At 35.1% G+C, this 20,899-nt stretch carries 23 protein-coding genes; 16 read left to right on the top strand and 7 right to left on the bottom strand.

Going from position 1 to position 20,899, the window contains the following annotated elements; genetic code table 11:
• Positions 1-9: 9 nt before the first annotated feature.
• Positions 10-1,866, bottom strand: a complete 1,857-nt coding sequence (locus DZ858_RS13935) for a DNA topoisomerase IV subunit B (protein WP_117160268.1) — start codon at positions 1,864-1,866, stop codon at positions 10-12.
• A 237-nt stretch (positions 1,867-2,103) separates the two neighbouring features.
• Here DZ858_RS13935 and DZ858_RS13940 point away from each other — a divergent pair, with 237 nt between their 5' ends.
• Entirely contained in the window at positions 2,104-3,018 is a 915-nt protein-coding gene (locus DZ858_RS13940; RefSeq protein ID WP_117160269.1) for a DnaJ C-terminal domain-containing protein, read from the top strand.
• A 2-nt stretch (positions 3,019-3,020) separates the two neighbouring features.
• The gene (locus tag DZ858_RS13945; protein WP_117160270.1) at positions 3,021-3,311 is read left to right on the top strand and encodes a chaperone modulator CbpM; all 291 of its coding nucleotides are present in this window, start codon (positions 3,021-3,023) and stop codon (positions 3,309-3,311) included.
• A gap of 4 nt (positions 3,312-3,315) precedes the next feature.
• On the opposite strand, the gene DZ858_RS13950 is transcribed toward DZ858_RS13945, so the two are convergent.
• A complete protein-coding gene (locus DZ858_RS13950; protein ID WP_117160271.1) occupies positions 3,316-4,749 on the bottom strand; it encodes a hypothetical protein in 1,434 nt (477 codons plus the stop codon).
• A gap of 146 nt (positions 4,750-4,895) precedes the next feature.
• Between DZ858_RS13950 and DZ858_RS13955 the strand changes: the two genes are divergently transcribed.
• The gene (locus DZ858_RS13955; RefSeq protein WP_239990790.1) at positions 4,896-5,717 is read left to right on the top strand and encodes a phosphatase PAP2 family protein; all 822 of its coding nucleotides are present in this window, start codon (positions 4,896-4,898) and stop codon (positions 5,715-5,717) included.
• Positions 5,718-5,828: 111 nt separating this feature from the next.
• On the opposite strand, the gene ychF is transcribed toward DZ858_RS13955, so the two are convergent.
• Positions 5,829-6,923, bottom strand: a complete 1,095-nt coding sequence (gene ychF / locus DZ858_RS13960) for a redox-regulated ATPase YchF (RefSeq protein ID WP_117160273.1) — start codon at positions 6,921-6,923, stop codon at positions 5,829-5,831.
• 163 nt (positions 6,924-7,086) lie between these two features.
• Between ychF and DZ858_RS13965 the strand changes: the two genes are divergently transcribed.
• Together DZ858_RS13965 and DZ858_RS13975 are read left to right on the top strand one after the other, a co-directional pair.
• A complete protein-coding gene (locus DZ858_RS13965) occupies positions 7,087-7,563 on the top strand; it encodes a hypothetical protein (protein ID WP_117160274.1) in 477 nt (158 codons plus the stop codon).
• Positions 7,564-7,940: 377 nt separating this feature from the next.
• Entirely contained in the window at positions 7,941-8,471 is a 531-nt protein-coding gene (locus DZ858_RS13975) for a hypothetical protein (protein WP_117160275.1), read from the top strand.
• Positions 8,472-8,542: 71 nt separating this feature from the next.
• Here DZ858_RS13975 and DZ858_RS13980 read toward each other — a convergent pair whose 3' ends face one another.
• Positions 8,543-8,893 carry a 4Fe-4S dicluster domain-containing protein gene (locus DZ858_RS13980; protein WP_117160276.1) on the bottom strand — a complete coding sequence of 117 codons (351 nt, stop codon included), beginning with the start codon at positions 8,891-8,893 and terminating at the stop codon, positions 8,543-8,545.
• Positions 8,894-8,954: 61 nt separating this feature from the next.
• On the opposite strand from DZ858_RS13980, the gene DZ858_RS13985 reads away from it, so the two are divergent.
• The 8 genes from DZ858_RS13985 (at position 8,955) to DZ858_RS14020 (ending at position 16,382) form a co-directional block, all read left to right on the top strand.
• Positions 8,955-10,016, top strand: coding sequence for an acyl-CoA reductase (locus DZ858_RS13985; protein ID WP_117160277.1), 1,062 nt, complete (start codon positions 8,955-8,957; stop codon positions 10,014-10,016).
• Positions 10,017-10,082: 66 nt separating this feature from the next.
• Positions 10,083-11,150: a 3-phosphoserine/phosphohydroxythreonine transaminase gene (serC, locus tag DZ858_RS13990; RefSeq protein WP_117160278.1), complete on the top strand. Its 1,068-nt coding sequence runs from the start codon at positions 10,083-10,085 to the stop codon at positions 11,148-11,150.
• Positions 11,151-11,206: 56 nt separating this feature from the next.
• Positions 11,207-12,166 carry a D-2-hydroxyacid dehydrogenase gene (locus tag DZ858_RS13995; protein ID WP_117160279.1) on the top strand — a complete coding sequence of 320 codons (960 nt, stop codon included), beginning with the start codon at positions 11,207-11,209 and terminating at the stop codon, positions 12,164-12,166.
• Positions 12,167-12,216: 50 nt separating this feature from the next.
• Positions 12,217-12,861, top strand: a complete 645-nt coding sequence (locus DZ858_RS14000; protein WP_117160280.1) for a DUF937 domain-containing protein — start codon at positions 12,217-12,219, stop codon at positions 12,859-12,861.
• Positions 12,862-12,981: 120 nt separating this feature from the next.
• Positions 12,982-13,404, top strand: coding sequence for a DUF6146 family protein (locus tag DZ858_RS14005; RefSeq protein WP_117160281.1), 423 nt, complete (start codon positions 12,982-12,984; stop codon positions 13,402-13,404).
• The gene (locus DZ858_RS14010) at positions 13,401-13,706 is read left to right on the top strand and encodes a DUF6787 family protein (RefSeq protein WP_117160282.1); all 306 of its coding nucleotides are present in this window, start codon (positions 13,401-13,403) and stop codon (positions 13,704-13,706) included. The genes DZ858_RS14005 and DZ858_RS14010 overlap by 4 nt, the downstream gene beginning before the upstream one ends.
• The gene (locus DZ858_RS14015; RefSeq protein WP_117160283.1) at positions 13,699-14,025 is read left to right on the top strand and encodes a hypothetical protein; all 327 of its coding nucleotides are present in this window, start codon (positions 13,699-13,701) and stop codon (positions 14,023-14,025) included. The genes DZ858_RS14010 and DZ858_RS14015 overlap by 8 nt, the downstream gene beginning before the upstream one ends.
• A 41-nt stretch (positions 14,026-14,066) precedes the next feature.
• On the top strand, positions 14,067-16,382 hold the full coding sequence (locus DZ858_RS14020; protein ID WP_117160284.1) for a TonB-dependent receptor: 2,316 nt from the start codon (positions 14,067-14,069) through the stop codon (positions 16,380-16,382).
• Positions 16,383-16,469: 87 nt separating this feature from the next.
• Here DZ858_RS14020 and DZ858_RS14025 read toward each other — a convergent pair whose 3' ends face one another.
• Genes DZ858_RS14025 through msrA form a run of 3 tightly spaced genes read right to left on the bottom strand, consistent with a single transcriptional unit; the run spans position 16,470 to position 17,972 of the window.
• Positions 16,470-16,778 (bottom strand): hypothetical protein, encoded by a 309-nt coding sequence (locus tag DZ858_RS14025; protein WP_117160285.1) that lies wholly within the window; start codon positions 16,776-16,778, stop codon positions 16,470-16,472.
• 49 nt (positions 16,779-16,827) lie between these two features.
• Complete coding sequence (gene folE / locus DZ858_RS14030; protein ID WP_117160286.1) at positions 16,828-17,427, bottom strand: GTP cyclohydrolase I FolE; 600 nt, start codon at positions 17,425-17,427, stop codon at positions 16,828-16,830.
• Entirely contained in the window at positions 17,427-17,972 is a 546-nt protein-coding gene (msrA, locus tag DZ858_RS14035) for a peptide-methionine (S)-S-oxide reductase MsrA (RefSeq protein ID WP_117160287.1), read from the bottom strand. The genes folE and msrA overlap by 1 nt, the downstream gene beginning before the upstream one ends.
• Before the next feature lie 158 nt (positions 17,973-18,130).
• Between msrA and DZ858_RS14040 the strand changes: the two genes are divergently transcribed.
• From DZ858_RS14040 to DZ858_RS14050, 3 genes are all read left to right on the top strand, one after another.
• Positions 18,131-18,790 (top strand): ABC transporter ATP-binding protein, encoded by a 660-nt coding sequence (locus DZ858_RS14040; protein ID WP_117160288.1) that lies wholly within the window; start codon positions 18,131-18,133, stop codon positions 18,788-18,790.
• Between the two features lie 3 nt (positions 18,791-18,793).
• Positions 18,794-19,561, top strand: coding sequence for a TIGR02757 family protein (locus tag DZ858_RS14045; RefSeq protein ID WP_117160289.1), 768 nt, complete (start codon positions 18,794-18,796; stop codon positions 19,559-19,561).
• Positions 19,562-19,673: 112 nt separating this feature from the next.
• Positions 19,674-20,876, top strand: coding sequence for a sensor histidine kinase (locus DZ858_RS14050; protein WP_117160290.1), 1,203 nt, complete (start codon positions 19,674-19,676; stop codon positions 20,874-20,876).
• The last annotated feature ends 23 nt before the right edge of the window (positions 20,877-20,899 follow it).

Below are 20,899 nucleotides of genomic sequence, written 5' to 3' on the forward strand. Positions count from 1 at the left end.
AACCTACTGTTATGATGCTGGTTCAACTTCGTCCAACTCTACTTTAAGATTTTCAATAATAAATTCTTGCCTGTCTGGAGTGTTTTTACCCATGTAAAACTTCAACAATTCATCAATACTCATCGCTTTGTCTAGCATAACAGGATCTAACCGAATGTTATCACCAATAAAATGCTGAAATTCATCTGGTGAAATTTCACCCAATCCTTTAAATCGGGTTGTTTCAGGTTTGGGTTTCAATTTTTCAAGGGCGTTTCTCTTTTCTTCTGGAGAATAACAATAAATGGTTTCTTTTTTATTACGAACCCTAAACAAAGGCGTTTGCAAAATATATAAATGACCTTGTTTGATTAATTCTGGGAAAAACTGAAGGAAAAACGTAATCAACAATAACCGAATATGCATCCCATCTACATCGGCATCGGTCGCAATCACAATGTTGTTGTAGCGAAGGTCTTCCATGGAATCTTCAATGTTTAAAGCAGCTTGCAACAAGTTGAACTCTTCGTTTTCATATACGATCCTTTTGCTCATATTGTAGCTGTTGAGCGGCTTTCCTCTCAAAGAAAACACAGCTTGAGTGTTTACATCCCGACTTTTGGTAATACTTCCACTTGCTGAGTCGCCCTCTGTAATAAACAAGGTGGTCTCTAAACGACGTTCTTTTTTCATATCGCCTAAGTGCACCCGGCAATCCCTTAATTTTTTATTGTGCAGACTTGCTTTTTTGGCTCGGTCACGTGCCAGTTTTCTAATCCCTTTTAAATCTTTCCGCTCACGTTCGGCCTGAATTATTTTTTTCTGAATGGCATCTGCCACTTCAGGGTTCTTATGCAAATAATTATCTAGGTATGTTTTTACAAAATCGTTTATGTAGGTACGTACCGTGGGTAACTTTCCGCCCATATCAGTCGAGCCCAATTTTGTTTTAGTCTGACTTTCAAAAACAGGTTCCATCACTTTGATGCTGATGGCCGAAACAATCGACTTTCGTATATCGCTGGATTCGTAATTTTTGCCGTAATATTCACGGACGGTTTTTACAATACTTTCCCTAAATGCGGCTTGATGAGTCCCTCCTTGTGTGGTGTTTTGTCCGTTTACAAAACTGTGGTATTCTTCGCTGTATTGAGTTCTACTGTGGGTTAAAGCAATCTCAATGTCTTCTCCCTTTAAATGAATAATGGGATACAACATATCTTCTTTGGACATTTTATCTTCAAGCAGATCTTTCAGCCCATTTTCAGATTTAAATTTTTCACCGTTAAAATCTATCGTAAGTCCTAAATTAAGATATACGTAGTTTTTCAGCATTTTTTCTACATACTCGTTTCGGTATTTAAAGTTTTTAAAGATGGCCTCATCAGGGATAAAGTCAATTCGGGTACCTTTTCGTTTTCCGGACTCTTCAATATCTGCATCATTTTTAAGTTCGCCTAAGCTAAACTCTGCAGATTTGTGTTGTCCATCACGTATGGATTCTACCTTAAAAAAGGAAGAAAGTGCATTTACGGCTTTAGTACCAACACCATTTAGACCAACAGATTTCTTAAAAGCACGGGTATCGTACTTACCACCGGTGTTCATTTTTGAAACCACATCGACCACTTTGCCCAACGGGATGCCCCTTCCATAATCACGTACCTTTACCTCTTGGTCCTTTATACGTACCTCGATAGTTTTACCAGCCCCCATCACAAACTCATCTATACAGTTATCCATCACCTCTTTAAGTAAGATGTAAATACCATCGTCTGGAGAAGAACCATCTCCTAATTTTCCAATATACATACCAGGACGCATACGGATATGTTCCTTCCAGTCTAACGACCTAATATTATCTTCAGTGTATTTTGTGTCTGCCATAAAAAACGTGAATATGCCCTAAATATAGGGTTTAAGCTTTAATTTTTAAACCAAAAAGGTCGAAAGTAATTAACAATAATTTATAGGGTATTGTTAGTAAGATTTGGAGATCATTTTTCTGAAATAGTACTACCATTTTCCTGATGTCGAAAATATTAAAATTATTACAAAAATACGACCTTGTTTTGATGACTTAAATTGTTTTTTATAACTTCAAAAGAATTTCGAAAATAAGCTATGGAATTTATTGACTACTACAAAGTTTTGGGACTTACCAAAAGTGCAACAGCTGCCGAAATAAAAAAGGCATACCGAAAATTAGCGCGTAAATACCATCCAGACATTAACCCAAACGACAAGGAAGCCCAGCAGAAGTTTCAACGTATAAATGAAGCCAATGCAGTTTTAAGCGATTCTGAAAAACGTAAAAAATACGACAAATACGGAAAAGACTGGGAACACGCTGATGCCTACGAAGAAGCCCAACGCCAACAACAAGCGTCCGGTGGTTCTGGCGGTGGTCAACAACGCACCTACACTTCGCGTGGTGGTAATTTTGATAACAGCCAGTTTTCAGACTTTTTTGAATCTATGTTTGGAGGAGGAGGATTTTCAGGTGGAAGTCAACGCACCCATACGCAGTTTAAAGGTCAGGATTTCAACGCTACGCTACGCTTGAACCTTACCGATGTATTGACTTCAAAAAAACAAACCATTAGCTTGGGCGAAAAGAAAATACGCTTGACCATACCAGCTGGAGTTGAAGATGGACAATCTATAAAAATAAAAGACTATGGTGGAGAAAGTCCTGGCGGTGGCCCAAAAGGTGATCTTTTTATCACTTTTGAAATTATAAATAATACAAAATTTAAACGTGTTGGCAAAAACCTCTACCAAACCCACGAAATTGATCTTTACTCGGCCTTATTAGGAGGTAAGGAAACAATCGACACATTAACCGGGAAAGTAAAGCTGACTGTAAAACCAGAAACACAGACTGGCACCAAGGTTAAATTAAAAGAAAAAGGAATGCCAGTGTATAAAAAAGAGGGACAATTTGGCGATCTTTTTATCACCTATCAAGTTGTCTTGCCCAAAAACCTTTCGAAAGAAGAAAAAGAACTGTTCACCAAACTTTCTAAATTACGTTAATTATGGCACATTCTAATTACATACAGGTAACTACCTATTGCAAACAGACGAATATAGACCGTGATTTTGTCCATGCTTTAGAGCAATATGGCCTAATTGAAGTTAAAATCACCCAAACGGAACCCGAAATAGCCGAAGATGACATAACCGAAATAGAACGTATGTTTCGCCTCCACAAAGAGCTTGGCATTAATCTAGAAGGGATTGATACCTTGAACAACCTATTAAAGCGAATGCGTAGGATGGAAACAGAACTGTTTCAATTAAAGCAACGTCTTAAATTGTATGAATAATATTTTATTGGTTTTTAAAAGATTTTGTTTTTGGGCTTTTGTATAAGGTTATAAAAACTCCGAGTCTTTCAAAGGTTTTTATTTCTTCCCAATTTTTACGTAATGTTATAATAGTTGCATCATCAGTATCATTTTCAATATTTGAAAAAATTACGTATTGGTTCGTGTCCAAATTTAATGAAGAAAAATTTTCGTGTATTGAATCCTTTTTAGAAAGCCTTGCCAATGCCCTTCCGTTAAAGGTTAAATTAGTACCCACATTAGAAGGGGCAATCTTTTTTTCTTCTAGGTAATTCAACATTTTTTCTTCTTTTTCAAAGTAACCAATATATGCCAAACTACTATCCCAAGCTTGTGAAATGGTTGCAGGATAAATCCAGAAGTGTCCCGAAATTAACCCTGCTGTGACTAATATCATGATGCTATTTCTTATTTTTTTCTTGATTGAAATAGTGAATAATAAGTTAATGAAAAGTATGGCAGCCAAAATATAGCAAATCATTAAATAACGTGGCCCCATAGGGTTGCTAAACGGTACAAAGCCCAAAAAGAAAACTACAGTAAAAACCAACAATGCAATCCCTATTTTTTGAGAGTTTACATCTAATGATCGTTTTTTGTTTTTGTAATATTTCAGAAGAAATAAAACCATGGGAATCCATAAAAACACGCGACCAAAATCTAAAATATTCTTCACAAATGCTGCAATGTTTTTTATAATACTAAAACCAGTCACCGCCTCTCTATGTTTAGAAAAATTTTCGTTTCTGGTTATCAACACCCAACCCAACTCAGTGTATTGAAAAATTAGAAACACTACAAAACATAGAGTTGCAGTGCAATACGAGCGGATCATTTTTTGGTTCCATACTAATAATCTTTTTCTGTTATAAATAACATGAATAAGAATTAAAGCAACAAAACAATAGATACCACGCAAATTAGTAAGTAATAGTCCTGTTAATGCAAATGCGTATAGCAACCATCTATTCTTCTGCAAGGCATTGAAGGACAACAGTGTGAAGAACAATAACATCATATCATTATTCAAACTGGTGGTTTGTGCGACAAGCGTGGGGTCTAAACAAACCAATAAAAAAAGAAAAATAGGAACCGTAGCAACAAAGTTTCGCTTGCAAACAATTAAAATCTGATAGAAAACACCCAAATTTATCAATAATAAAAGTAGTCTGGATGACCATAATACCTGACCGAAGAGTTTCCAAAAAATTGCTAGACTCGTAATCCATAATGGTGGATGGCCAGAGGAGTATTCGGTTGGAAGGATTAGACTTGAAAAGTTAGTGTTATATATCCAAGTAGCTCTTGAAGCTTTACTTATACCGTCCCAAAAAAAAGGTAAATCCTTAAAGATTATAAATTCAATTAATAGAAGTGCAGCTACGAATATATACAGTAAGATTTCTTTTCTATTCATCGTATTTTAAAAGTGCTACGAATATACTGTTAATATTAAATTTCCTATTAATTCTACTCTGCTTTTCAAAAATGTATTATAAAAAGTCTTTAAGAGAATGTTAAAACAAAACTAATTACTTTAAGATAATGATATATTTAATGATTATGAAAAAAACCACAACTACCCTACTGTTACTATTAATCAGTTTCACAACCTTTTCGCAAACAAAAGACTCACCCTATGAATGGGATTGGGTTCGAGACGGTATTTGGACTGGTGCTGCATTAGGAACCACTGTTACAGGATATTCATTAATTATTGGAAAAGATGATATAACAGAAGCTAAATTACAACAAGAGGTTGCCAATCAAGATAACATCAATTTTATTGATAAATGGGCGGTTGGATATGAATCTGAAGCTGCTATTGGGCAAAGTAATATACCTTTTGCAATGTCATTTGCTTCTCCATTTGTATTACTTTTTGATGATGAAGTAAATGAGCACACTGCACAAATACTTGGTCTGTATTTAGAAAGCCTTTCTACCACAGCGGGGTTATATACGGTTACCGCTGGTTTGGTAAACCGTAGTAGACCTTATGTATATAACGAAGATGTTTCGCTTGAAAGGCGATTAATCAATAATGGTCAACGTTCTTTTTATTCAGGACATGTAGCGGCGGCGGCAACTGCTACCTTTTTTGCAGCAAAAGTATATAGTGATTTTAACCCAGATAGTCCTGCAAAAGTATGGGTTTGGGCTGGAGCAGCCACCATACCTGCTGCTGTTGGATATTTTAGAATTAAAGCTGGACAACATTTTTTAACAGATGTCCTTTTAGGCTATGGTCTTGGAGCGGTTACTGGATATTTTGTGCCAGAATTACACAAAACAGATGACAGCGTTATTGAAGTAGTTCCAAGTGCTGGAATGTCTGCCACCGGAGATATCTATAGAGGTATTGGACTGCAAATGACGTTTTAGATAGAATATAGATCATTTGCTGAGTGAATATGGAGTATAGACTTAGCATTTAAAAAAGGATTAAATTAAAATCGTGTGATGTAATTTCTCCTTTCAGCCGAAATGGCTGTTTTACACATTAAATCTAAAGTGCATCACATCGCCGTCTTTTACAATGTACTCCTTCCCTTCTATTCCTAACTTTCCAGCATCACGAACTTTGGCTTCGCTACCATAGGTTACAAAATCGTTATACTTAATTACCTCAGCACGGATAAATCCTTTTTCAAAATCGGTATGGATAACACCCGCAGCTTGTGGGGCAGTTGATCCTACAGGAATAGTCCAAGCACGGACTTCTTTTTCACCAGCTGTAAAATAAGTTTCCAAATTAAGCAATTTATAGGCGCTACGAATTAATTTTGCGGAACCTGGTTCTTCCAAACCTAAATCTTCCAAAAACATTTGGCGTTCGTCAAAGGTTTCCAGTTCAGTAATATCGGCTTCAGTACCTACGGCTAAGATAATCACTTCGGCATTTTCATCTTTTACAGCTTCTTTAACTTGCTCTACATATTTATTCCCAGAAACGGCTGCATCTTCATCTACATTGCAAACGTACAAAACAGGCTTGTCGGTTATAAACTGAATTTGATCAACAAACTCTTCCCGTTCTGAATCGGTAAGTTCGATTGCCCTTACAGAAATACCTGCTTCAAGTCCTTCTTTTACCTTTAATAAAGCTGTTTCTTCTTTTTGAGCTTCTTTATTTCCGGTTCTGGCAGCTCTTTTTACTTTATCTAGCTTCTTCTCAGTGGTTTCAAGGTCTTTTAACTGCAATTCAATATCAATGGTTTCTTTATCTCGAACTGGATTAATATTTCCGTCTACATGAACCACGTTATCATTATCAAAACAGCGCAATACGTGTAAAATAGCATCGGTTTCACGGATATTTCCTAAGAATTGATTCCCCAACCCTTCACCTTTGCTAGCTCCTTTTACCAAACCAGCAATATCAACTATTTCAACAGTTGCAGGCAGTACTCGTTGTGGATTCACCAATTCTTCCAACTTGACCAACCGATTATCTGGTACGTTTACCACACCAATATTGGGCTCAATAGTACAAAACGGAAAGTTAGCACTTTGTGCTTTAGCATTCGATAGACAATTAAAAAGGGTTGATTTACCTACATTTGGTAATCCTACAATTCCTGCTTTCATGTTTATATAATTTGGGCGCAAATATACACTAATAACAGACAATTAGAAGAATTTACCACTCACTTTTGTAAATAAAATATGGGAAAATTTTGGCTGCTTATTATCTTTAATTTAACACATTATACCCTAGATTTACAGTGTATTAACCAAACAATCAATAATCATGAAAAAAGTATTGTATTCAATTATAACAGTTTTATTTGTAACATTTTCTGTTAGCGGACAAGAAAACAAGAATGTGCAAAAAGAAACAGTTACTAAAAAAGTAACAGTAAAGGACACGAAAGTTGACACGAAAGTAGTCCAAGAAGTAAAAGAAGATAATGAAGTTGTGAAAGTGGAAGGAACTACGAAGCAAGATCAGAACTCTCAAGTTGTTACTTCAAAATCTGATAATACAGAAAAAGTAGTTGCAGACGACGTTTCTATTGATGCGGCAAACGCTGAGAAAATGCAGCAAAACATGACTAGGAAAAGTGAAGAACTAAAAGCTTCCATCGCTGCTCAAAAAGCAAAAGCTGAAAAAGAGCGCCAAATGCTTCAAGAAAAGAAAATGAAGATGCAAAAAGATCTTGAAAAACGCCGTATGGAACTGGAAAGTAGACCAGAAGGTATGTCAAGGCTTAAAAAAGATGATTAACAACTTTATAGAATAAAAAACAAGTTAGACCCCGGTAAAAACCGGGGTTTTTTATTGAAAAACTCTTGCTATCGCTTTCATGGGTTTTTTAAAATCGATGTTAAAACAAAAAATAATCCTGAAGATAATATAGCAGTACGCTTACCACTATATAGACCAATAGAATAATTAAAATCATCTGTAACCAAATTGGCATAAAAATCAAGTTTACCTTTATAAAAATAGCATATTCACTTTAATTTAAGACAATTTTAGCAGGAAACCGTTTTGTTACAAGAAGTTTGGCAAATTATTACCAATATGTTTTATATAATTAACAGTTTCAGCTATTATATTTACAATTATATAATAATCAGACAATTATAAAATTTATAATTATGAAAAAGATATTAATAGTTTTCGCTTTAGCAGCTTTTACAACTGCTTTTGCACAAGAGAACAAAAATGAAAAGACTGAAACGACCACTACAAAAACCTATGTAAAAGATAGCAAAGGGGTTGATGTAGATACTAAAGAGGTTACAAAAAAAGAAGATGAAGTTATCGCATTGAACAATTCAACTGCTGACAAAACTAATTTTTCTAGTAAAATGCTACCTTCTGAAGTAAAAACAGATGTTAATTTTATAAATAACGACAGACAGTTTTCTTTTGAAGCGCAAGATAAAGGATATAGAATGATGTCAATTAAGGATGATTCATCTAATGAATTTGCCACTATTCGTCCATCTTCACAAAAAGGATACTACATATATAGTCAAGACGGAGATAACTCGTTTGGATATTTTAATCAAAATGGAAACTTCGTAGTTGAACGTTATAATCCAGAAACAGATAATATTGTAACTACTGTTTATAAGCTTGAAGTTCAAGAACAATCTATGAAGAAGAAAAATAAGATGAAATAATTCTTATTACTATCCCCACAAAAAAACGCCGCAACATTGCGGCGTTTTTTTATTTTTGAAAGCATTCGTTATTATTTATTGTGCATAAAATTCTGTTTTCCTAATAGCTCTTCGTCGCTTTCTACGTGATCTTCATCAGGCACACAACAGTCTACAGGACATACAGCAGCACACTGAGGTTCATCATGAAACCCTTTACACTCGGTACATTTATCAGCCACTATATAATAAAGTTCATCGCTAACGGGCTCTTGCGTTTCGTTCGCATCTACTTCTTTTCCGTTAGGCAATACTACATTGCCTTCAAGATCGGTACCATCTGCATAACGCCAATCATCTGCTCCTTCATAAATAGCAGTGTTAGGACATTCTGGCTCACAAGCACCACAATTGATACATTCGTCTGTTATTATAATTGCCATCGGTTTTCTTTTTCTAACTTTGCGCAAATTTAACGCCTAAAAAGGGCAACTCCAAAAAAGTATGCAATTACATCAAAGAATTAACGCTTTTAGCGCTTTAGGAAAATTTTTAGGGCAATTTGCTTCTGAAACACCCGTGAAAAAAGAGGATGTTTTAAATAATGATGCTTTTTTTTCTGAAATGCAACAGAAAATACACACAGCCAAACACCATAATGGCTGGTTTACGGAAGATAACCTGCACTTTACATTTAAAAGCTGGGCAGAAGCTTTAACCGAAAACAATATCAATAAATGGATATCTAATTATACAATTCCGGAAACGGAACCGAAAACCGTCGCTATTATTATGGCGGGGAATATTCCCTTAGTAGGTTTTCACGATTTTTTATCGGTTTTAATAACTGGAAACAAGGTTCTCGCAAAATTGTCTTCAAACGATAAGCAGTTGCTACCTTTCTTAGCGGAATATTTGATTTCAGTTGAGCCAGAGTTCAAAAACCTAATTGAGTTTACTGAAGGAAGGTTAACGAGTTTCGATGCTGTAATTGCTACCGGAAGCGACAACACGGCCCGGTATTTCAATTATTATTTCAGTAAATATCCAAATATCATCCGAAAAAATAGAAATTCCGTCGCTGTGCTAACAGGAAACGAATCCAAAGAAGAAATGGAACTGTTAGCAAATGATATGTTCCGTTACTTTGGATTAGGCTGTCGCAATGTTTCAAAAATATACCTGCCTGAAGCGTACGATTACGACAAATTCTTTAACGGAATGTTTTCCTGGAAACACGTTATAAATAACCATAAGTATATTAATAATTATGATTACAATAAGGCGGTGTATTTAATGAGTAACATAAACTTGTTAGACAATGAATATTTATTGCTGAAGGAAGACACGGGATACTCCTCGCCTATTTCAGTTACATTCTATGAAACCTACTCCAACCTAGAAGCTATAAAGAAAAAGCTAAAAGCAGACGAAGATAAAATTCAAGCGATTGTTTCAAACAGCGGAATTGATAATGAAATTTCTTTCGGAGAAGCGCAACACCCAGAACTTTGGGATTATGCCGATGGAGTAGACACCGTGGCATTTTTGTTAAAACTATCTTGATAAATTAATAGCAAATTAACCAACAATGGGTTCAGAATTAGCATCTTTGTACCAAATATCCTGAAAATGAAAAAACACAACTTTAGTGCCGGTCCTTGTATACTACCAAAGTCTGTTATGCAAAAGGCTTCCGAAGCGGTTATTAATTTTAATGGTTTAGATTTATCACTGCTTGAAATTTCACATCGTAGCAAAGATTTTGTAGCCGTGATGGAGCGTGCTCAGAAATTAGCTTTAGAACATTTAGAACTTCAAAACAAAGGATACAAAGCACTCTTTCTTCAAGGTGGTGCCAGTATGGAGTTTTTACGAGTAGCGTATAATTTGTTGGAAAATAAAGCCGCATACCTCAATACAGGAACCTGGTCTAGCAAGTCTATTAAAGAAGCAAAAATATTTGGTGAAGTAGTTGAAGTAGCATCATCTAAAGATCAAAACTTCAATTATATACCAAAAAATTATTCTATTCCTTCAGACATTGATTATTTTCATTGCACCAGTAATAACACCATTTTTGGAACACAGCTAAAAAACTTCCCAAAAACCGATGCTCCTATGGTTTGTGATATGAGTAGTGATATTTTTTCACGGCAATTAGACTTTTCAAAATTTAGTATTATCTATGCAGGAGCTCAAAAAAATATGGGTCCGGCAGGAACTACATTAATTGTAATAAAAGAAGACGTTTTAGGAAAGGTCTCTCGCACTATTCCATCATTAATGAATTACAATGTGCATATTGGTAAAGACAGTATGTTCAATACGCCTGCCGTTTTCGCAGTGTATGTTTCTATGTTAACTTTGGAGTGGCTGAAAGAAAAAGGAGGCGTTTCAGCAATTGAGAAAATGAATGATAAAAAAGCAGATTTAATCTATTCTGAAATAGATAGAAACCCTTTATTTACAGGGTTTGTAGCTAATGAAGAAGATCGATCTACTATGAACGCAACTTTCAATTTAACTGATGAAAGTTTAGCAGATAAATTCGACACACTTTGGCAGGGAGCTGGAATTAACGGCTTAAACGGTCACAGAAGTGTTGGCGGCTATCGCGCGTCCATGTATAACGCCTTAGAGCTTGAAAGTGTTCAGGTATTAGTAGATACGATGAGAGAATTAGAACGAAAAGGATAATAAAAGGTGGCTTCGACTTCGCTCAGCCACCACCAAAATAAAATAATTAAGAAAATATGAAAGTTTTAGCAAACGACGGAATTTCGACTAGTGGTGTGAAAGCCCTTGAAGACGCAGGTTTTGAAGTACTAACCGTAAAAGTTGCACAAGAACAACTTGAAAACTATATAAATAAAAATAATATCGACGTGATTTTGGTCCGGAGTGCCACAAAGGTTCGTAAGGATTTAATAGATGCGTGTCCTAGCCTAAAAGTAATTGGTCGCGGTGGCGTTGGTATGGATAATATTGATGTGGAGTATGCGCGTAGTAAAGACATCCATGTAATTAATACTCCAGCAGCTTCCTCCTCTTCTGTAGCTGAATTGGTTTTTGCGCACCTTTTTGGAGGCGTTAGAAATTTGCACGATGCCAACAGAACAATGCCTCTTGAAGGCGATTCCAGATTTAAGGAATTGAAAAAAACTTATGCCGGCGGAAAAGAACTTCGTGGTAAAACACTGGGTATTATTGGTTTTGGTCGTATTGGTCGCGAGGTAGCTAAAATAGCCCTTGGCTGTGGTATGAAGGTAATTGCTAGTGACAATCAAGTTGGAGAAGCAGATATAACACTGGATTTTTATAATGGGCAACAAATAACCCTTAAAATTAAAACCGAACCTGTTTCAGAATTAATAAAACATAGTGATTTTATTACGTTACATGTTCCTGCACAGAAAAAATATGTAATTGGTGAAGCTGAAATAAAGGAAATGAAAGACGGTGCAGCTATAATAAATGCTGCTCGTGGTGGGGTTATAGACGAAAAGGCATTATTAGAAGCTTTAGAAAAAGGAAAAATATCTTTTGCGGCATTAGATACTTTTGAAGACGAGCCTTCTCCTGCTATCAAAGTATTAATGAACGGAAATATTTCTTTAAGCCCACACATTGGTGCGGCAACTCAAGAAGCACAAGATAGAATTGGAACTGAACTTGCTGAACAAATTGTATCAATCCTAAAACCAGTAAATTAGAAATTTTAAGTACCTTTAAAAGATAGACTAAAACTTTAAAAAACTATAAAATGGCAGGAATACTCGATTTATTAAATAGTGACATGGGAAAACAAATTATTGGTGGCATAAGCAACGAAACCAAACAACCTGCTGATAAAACAGCATCAGTTTTATCCATGGGACTTCCTATTTTAATGGGAGCAATGAAAAAAAACGCAAAATCTGAACAAGGTGCCGCTGGCCTTATGAGCGCTCTAAGTAATAGTAAACACGATGGTAGTCTTTTAGATAACCTTGGCGGCTTTTTTGGCGGAGGTGTTAATGAAGACTCAAAAATTGATGGTCTTGGCATACTAGGACATGCACTTGGCGGCTCTCAAGATAATGTTGTTGGTGCACTTTCAAAAAAATCGGGAATGGACTCAAACTCGGTTATGCAAATACTACAAGTAGCGGCACCTATTTTACTAGGATATTTAGGAAAAGAAAAGAGACAACAAAATGTGGATTCACAATCAGGTATAACCAGTTTACTAGGGAACATGATGGCTGGAAATTCTCAAGAAGAACAAGATAAAGAACAATCTCTAATCGAATCTTTACTAGATGGAGATAACGACGGAAGTATTATTGATGATGTTGCTGGAATGGTATTAGGTAATAGTAGTAAAAGTGGTTTAGGTGGAATGATAGGTGGCTTTTTTGGAAAATAATTCTGAGAAAAGATAATAGTAAAACCGTGTTTTGTCAATCAAAGCACGGTTTTTTAATTTCCGCCGATTTAACAGCCCCTTTGGACTCTTTTTCAGTATTTTTGTAAAAAGAAATTTCTTATGAAGTATCTACTCTTTTTCATTGCAATTTCCCTAGCGGTTTATAGTTGCGATTCCACAAAATCTACTATGAAAGGTGACAATGATACCTCAGTAGTCGAAAATGATACGATACGTATTGCAAACGATAGTTTGGAATATGAAATCCTAATTATAGAATCTGGTTTTAATTCGTGGTTGGTAACCCAACCACCTCGTCAACATTATGGGTTAAACTACCTTGAAAATAAAAATCAGTTTTTTGTGTCTGAATACAATAGCAGGGTTCGTAACCCACAACGCTTTAATTCCAATTTGTATCCTCAGGAAATAAATTATGATTACAATACAGATTACGGGTACGAAGTAAATTACCTACTCTATAATTACTTTGTATATTTTCAACAAAAGTACAACCAACATCTACCTGGAGGACGACGATGAAGAAATTAAAAGAACGGTGGAACATCACTTCTAATTGGCAACTTACAGTAATTTTTATTGTGTTTGCCATAACCGGAAGCACATCAGCAAAATTTACTGCACCATTAACCGAAGCTATAGGCATTACAGAAGAAAGTGGTTGGTACATCTATTGGCCGGTTCGTATTTTAATAATTTTTCCTGCCTATCAACTTTTATTAGTTTTTTTTGGTTGGCTCTTTGGTGAGTTCCATTTTTTTTGGAACTTTGAAAAAAAAATGCTGCGAAGCATGAAACTTGGTTTTTTACTTCCTAATGAATAACTACAAACACATTTTAAAGCTTCCTTTATCTATCCTATTAATAGGGCTTTTGTGGTTTCCTTTAGTTGTTCAGTTTGCGCATATTTTTGAAGAACACGATCACAAACCATGTGAAGAAGTTACTACACACCTTCACGAAAAAAAGTTAGACTGTAATTTATTCGATTTTCATTTTTCAAACTACAATTACAATGTAGCTACATATCCTGAATTTTACAGTTTAGAAGAACCTTCAAAACACGAAACACGTTATTTTTCTGTTGAAGTAAATACTTATTCAACAATATATTACGTTCGGGGACCTCCCAACATTTCTTAGTTATTAGCACACATTTTTTATTCAATTTAAACTAAGAAAGTATGAAATTATACACATGCTTGCTATTGGTATTCATGGGAATTACCACTGCAAGTGCACAAAATATAGTACAAGGTTCAGTAACTACAAAAGAGACGAACCAACCCCTACCCGCCACTATTTATATTCCACAACTAGAAAAAGGGACAGTAGCCACATTGGACGGTACCTATGAAATTATGAATGTTCCAACAGGAAATTATACAATCGTCTTTTCATATTTAGGGTATGCGACTGTTTCTAAAAAAATTAAAGTTTCTAAAAACACATCAGCAACTGAAGATATCCAATTAGCAGAAAGCGCAGTAGAGATGGAAGAAGTCATTATTTCAACCCCTTTTCATAAATTACAGGGTGATAATGTTATGAAAGTAGAGCGTGTAAGCGTTAACGAACTGCTTTCTAAAGGAAATACTACCCTTGCTGAAGGTATCACAAACATTCCTGGAGTAGAAAGCATAAGCACAGGTACCGGTATAGGAAAACCCGTAATACGTGGGTTAAGCTCAAATAGGGTGTTAACTTATACACAAGGTGTACGGTTAGAAAACCAACAATTTGGCGATGAACACGGTTTAGGAATAAACAGTGCGGGTATTGAAAGTGTCGAAGTTATAAAGGGTCCCGCTTCCCTGCTCTATGGAAGTGATGCGCTAGGTGGTGTTTTATATTTAAATCCAGAACGTTTTGCTGCCAGCGGAGAAATTAAAGGAGACATCCAAAGCACTTATTTTTCAAATACTTTGGGTTCTTCTAGTAATGGAGGGGTTCAGGTTTCTGGAGAAAAGATTAAATTTTTAGCTCGCGGTGGCTATAGCACCTACAGTGATTATGAAACAGGAAATGGAGAGCGAGTTACAAATACCCGATTTAATGAAAAGGATTTTAAAACGGGAGTACAGTTTCAAAATGAAAAAGTAAAATCTACTGTTCGTTATAATTACAATCGATCCAATATTGGAATTCCTGAAACAATTGGTGAACAGACTACAGATAAAGAACTACAACTTCCTTATCAAGAAATTGACAATCATATTTTAAGCTGGGACAACACTTTTTTCTTTGATAATTCAAGTTTAGATGTAAAATTAGGATATCAACATAATGATCGTAGGGAGTTTGAAGATCACCATCATCATGAAGAAGAGCATGAAGGTGATCATGAGGAAGAAGAACATGAAAATGAAGATCATGAGGGTGAGGAACATGAGGGTGAGGAACACGAACATTCTGAAAATGAGCCCGCTTTACACATGAAGTTGAATACTATTAATTATGATGTAAAGTATAATTTGCCTCAGCTAGGAAATTTTGAGACCATTGCAGGTGTTCAAGGTTTATATCAAACCAATGAAAATTTTGGCGAAGAGTTATTAATTCCAGACGCTACAACTTTTGATATTGGCGTATTTGCAACCACTCATTATCATCTTGAAAAAATAGATCTGCAAGCTGGTTTACGTTATGATAGACGAACCATTGAAAGTGATGCTGCAGGGACGCCATCAGAAGAAGGGTATTTCGCGGCACTAGATCGAGATTTTAATAGTTTTAATGCTGCCATTGGTGCTAAAGTAGATATCGCCAATAACCTAATAACGCGGCTTAATTTAGCAAGTGGGTTTAGAGCGCCTAATTTAGCTGAATTAACATCAAACGGTTCTCATAATGGAGCTAACCGATATGAAATAGGTAACCCAAATCTTACTAATGAGCAAAATTTGCAAGTTGATGTTTCTTTAGAATTTGCCAATGAACATTTTGAGGTATTTGCCAATGGATTTTATAACACGGTCAATGATTATATATTCATTAGTCCAACAGATCAAATGATTGATGGTGATATAGTATACTCCTACGAACAGTCTGATGCTAAGCTATATGGTGGTGAGTTTGGTCTGCATATTCACCCACACCCTTTAGATTGGCTTCATATTGAGAGTACTTTTGAAACCGTTACGGGAAAACTGAATTCTGATGAGTATCTACCTTTAATTCCGGCAAATACACTTAGAAATACATTACGTGTTGAATTTAATGAATCGAGAATTTTTAGTAAACCTACTGCTTTTGTACGGCTTCAAAATACATTTGATCAAAATAATTCAAGTACTTTTGAAACCGATACAGATGGCTACAACCTAGTTAGCTTAGGTGCTTCCAATGTTTTTAAGCTTAAAATGGTTGACTTAAAATTGCAACTTTCAGTCACTAACTTGCTGAATGAAGAATACACTTCTCACCTATCAAGATTAAAGCCAGATGGTATCTTCAACATAGGAAGAAGTATTAATGGAACTGTAAAAATTAGTTTATAATATGAAAAAGCCTCGCAAATATAACTTGCGAGGCTTTTTAATTATTTTAAAATTTACTTTTATTCGTTTACTTTTATTCGTTTACTTTTATTCGTTTACTTTTACTTCAATAGTTTGAGGCACAGAATCTTTTTTTCCTTGCCAAACATAGGTGTATAGCCACATTAACGTGAATGTTGGTATAAAGTCTGTAATTGGGAGTACTTCTTCTATAAATACTATTATGGAAGCTATTTTTCCTTGCTCGCCTTCATACATATCGCTCATTTTCTTAGCAGCATATGGAGCCCAGATTATATCTAAAAAAGGCCCAATTATTGGTATAAACATCGTTACCATACCTACAGCATCGTAAAATAGTCCTTTTTTTAATATCGTATATTTTGAATGTTTCATAGTGGTTTTCACTTATTTATTAATTATAACGCAAAAAACCTGCCAAAAATTATGATAAGTCGTTGCTAATCAGTTTAAGAAACTCATCACGAGTTTCAATTTTTTCAAATTGTCCACGAAAACCTGAAGTGGTAGTTACACTATTCTGCTTTTGCACGCCTCGCATCATCATACACAAATGGGCAGCTTCAATTACGACTGCTACTCCCTGTGGTTTTAGCGTATCATTAATACATTCCAAAATATCGTGCGTTAAACGTTCTTGCACTTGCAATCTTCTGGCAAAAACATCTACTATCCTCGGAATTTTACTTAGTCCAACAATATGACCATTAGGAATATAAGCGATATGCGCTTTACCAAAAAAAGGGAGCATATGGTGCTCACACAACGAATACAGCTCAATATCTTTAATTATAACCATGTCATGATAATCTTCGGCAAACATGGCAGATTTTAATATTTCCGCAGGATCTTGACAGTTACCAGAAGTTAAAAATTGCATCGCTTTTGCAGCCCGCTCAGGGGTTTTTACAATTCCTTCTCGATTTACATCTTCTCCTAAGCTTGATAATATATCAGAAAAATTAGTTTTTAAATCGTCTGTGACAGACTCATTATACTCTTCAAAATATTTGTATGATGCCATTAAGTGGTTTTTAGTTTATCGGAATAGTATTTATTTATTTTATCAATTTTCGGATTGATAATATATTGACAATACGGTTGTTGCTTATTTTGATTATAATAATCGTGATGATCTATTTCAGCTTTATAAAAAGCATCCAGTGGTTTCACTTCGGTTACAATGGGATTTTCAAACACGTTTTTATCGGTTAGCAAGGTAACAAAATCTTCTGTTTTTTGTTGCTGCTCTTCCGTCGTATAGAATATAGCACTTCGGTATTGGGTACCTACATCATTCGCTTGTTTATTTAAGGTTGTAGGATCATGTGTTGCGAAGAAAATTTCTAGTAAGGTTTCCAGTTTTACTTCGGCAGCATCAAAAGTTACTTCTACAGCTTCGGCATGACCGGTTCTACCTGAAACAACTTCCCGGTATGCCGGGTTTTTAATAGTTCCACCAGCAAATCCAGGAATTACAGACTCTACACCTTCAATACGCTGAAAAACAGCTTCGGTACACCAAAAGCAACCTCCGGCAAATACTATTTGTTTATTGTCTTTTTCCATATTATTTTTTTCTTTTTATAAAATTACAAAGTGTATTGCTTGCATATTTCCGTTTAACAAATAATTAGTTTCTCTTTTAAAAAGAAATCACCTTTCTTAAAAAGATTTATTGCGATTCTCTCTTCAAAACAGTACTTTCACGTTCTTATTAAATAGTCATGATTTTAGCTAAAAACTTACATAAGTACTACGATGATTTACACGTATTAAAAGGAGTTGATCTTCATATAAAAAAGGGGGAAATTGTATCCATTGTTGGTGCTTCCGGAGCAGGAAAAACCACACTACTGCAGATTTTAGGTACGCTTGACAATTCAGAAAAGCACGAAGGGAAATTACAAATAAACGGGATTGACGTTAAAACACTAAAGCGAAAAGAGTTGGCAAAATTCCGTAATGAAAATTTGGGCTTTATTTTTCAGTTTCATCAATTATTACCTGAATTTACAGCGTTGGAAAATGTTTGCATTCCAGCATTCATAAAAAAAACACCAAAAGAAAAAGCTGAAAAAAGAGCGAAAGAATTACTTTCTTTTTTAGGGTTATCACACCGTGAAGACCATAAACCCAACGAACTTTCGGGTGGAGAGCAACAACGCGTAGCTGTAGCTAGAGCCTTAATTAACAATCCTGCCATTATTCTTGCAGATGAGCCCAGTGGAAACTTAGATACCGAAAGTGCTGAAAACTTACATAACCTGTTTTTTAAGCTTCGGGACGAGTTTGGGCAAACCTTTGTCATTGTAACTCATAATGAAGAATTGGCCGAAATGGCAGACCGTATGCTCGAAATGCAAGACGGTAAAATTTTACGATAGTATATGCGAAAAGCAGAGTTAAAACGGTTTTTGGACGAAAAAGCTGCTTACTATAATCAACCGCTTTTTATTAAAAGTGACCCGATACAAATACCCCATCAGTTTTCTAAAAAAGAAGATATTGAAATAGCCGGCTTCTTAGTCGCAACCATTGCGTGGGGTAACCGTAAAAGTATCATCAACAATGGTAAAAAGTTAATGCAGTTAATGGGTAATTCTCCGCACGATTATGTTTTAAATTTTTCAGAAGAGAAACACAGCGAATACCTATCGGGCTTTGTACACCGTACCTTTAATAGTGATGACCTGGTTTATTTTATAAAAGCACTGCAGCATATATATAAAGAACAGAATGGATTGGAAGCCGTTTTTTCAACCTATTCTGAAGAAGATACACTCCAGCCCGCGATTCATCACTTTAAAAAAGTGTTTTTTAACCTTCCACATTTAAAACGTACAGAAAAACATGTGAGCGATCCCTTGAAAAATTCTGCAGCTAAAAGAATTAATATGTTTTTACGGTGGATGGTACGTAACGACAGTATGGGAGTAGATTTTGGTATTTGGAAAAGCCTTTCCCCTTCTCAACTTTCTTGTCCTTTAGATGTTCATAGTGGTAGAGTTGCCCGAAGCCTTTCTTTGTTAAAACGAAAACAGAATGATGCAAAAGCATTGAAGGAACTAGACATAGCACTTCGTAAATTAGACCCCGAAGACCCTGTTAAATATGATTTTTCTTTATTTGGTTTAGGCGTTTTTGAAGCATTTTAAATTAAAGCATTCTTTCAATATTCCCATAGGAAACTTAACAAAAATTTAGTAGTTTTACATAATAATACAATCTAACAAATAAACTGGGTTTTACCCATAGGAGGAAATAAATTTGATAACACCAGCCATTCCAGCTAACGAGCAGGAACGACTAGCCGCATTGAGGTCTTACCAGATGCTGGATACGCTTCCGGAAAAAGATTTTGACACAATTACTACCTTAACGGCGAGTATTTGCGATGTACCTATATCTTTTATTACTTTAATGGATGCAGATCGTAATTACTTAAAATCTCAACATGGGATTGATTTGCAGGAGTCCCCTCGAGATACTTCATTTTGCGGACATGCCATTGTAGATAATGCCGAAGTTTTTTTAGTAAAAGATGCCCTTAAGGATATACGTTTTAAGGACAACCCTGTTGTAACTGAGCAAAATATTCGTTTTTATGCAGGAGTTACTCTTTACAATCCAGATGGATATGCCTTGGGAACACTTTGTATATTAGACAATAAGCCAAGAGAACTTACCGACAAACAGATAAATGCATTAAAAGCATTAGCATCCCAAGTCGTTAATTTATTAGAAGAGCGAAAAAAAAATATCGCCTTAAAAAAACTTCAAAAAGAACTTAAAGAAAACAATGAGCAACTAAAAAACTTCGCTGGTATTATATCGCACGATATGAAAATGCCATTGGCCAATATGATTGTTACTTCAGATATTTTAAAAAAGAAATATGGTGAAAGCATGGATGATCAGGGCATTGAGTATCTTGATTATTTAAAACAATCTTCATTTACTTTAAGCGAATATATAACTGGGTTGTTAGAACATTATGAAAGTGATAAAACTTCACAAAAATCGTTTGAAGAGTTTGATACGCTTCATTTGTTTGAAGAAATTGTAGAGTTGTTAAATATTAATGTAGACTGTGAAATAAACTTGCCAGATGAAAACCTCGAAGTTTCTTGTAATCGTGCTGCATTAGAGCAAATTTTAATCAATCTCATTGGGAATTCCTTAAAGTATAACGATAAAGACAAAATTGTTATAAATATAGACTCTGAAAAGAAAAATGGGATGCTCTATATCAAAGTTTCAGATAATGGAATAGGAATACCAAAGGAAAAACTAAAAAATATTTTCGACTTGTTTACTACCTTGGGTAATTTAGACCGAAATGGTAAAAAAGGAAATGGCATTGGACTATCTACTGTTAAAAAATTAATAAATAATCTTGGCGGTGATATATCTGTTACTTCAGAATTAGGAAAAGGCACGACTTTTGACTTCTCTATAGAGTGTAAATAAAAGGTTTTTTATTCTAAATAAAA

The sequence above is a fragment of the Marixanthomonas ophiurae genome, from assembly GCF_003413745.1.
GTDB classification, from domain to species: domain Bacteria; phylum Bacteroidota; class Bacteroidia; order Flavobacteriales; family Flavobacteriaceae; genus Marixanthomonas; species Marixanthomonas ophiurae.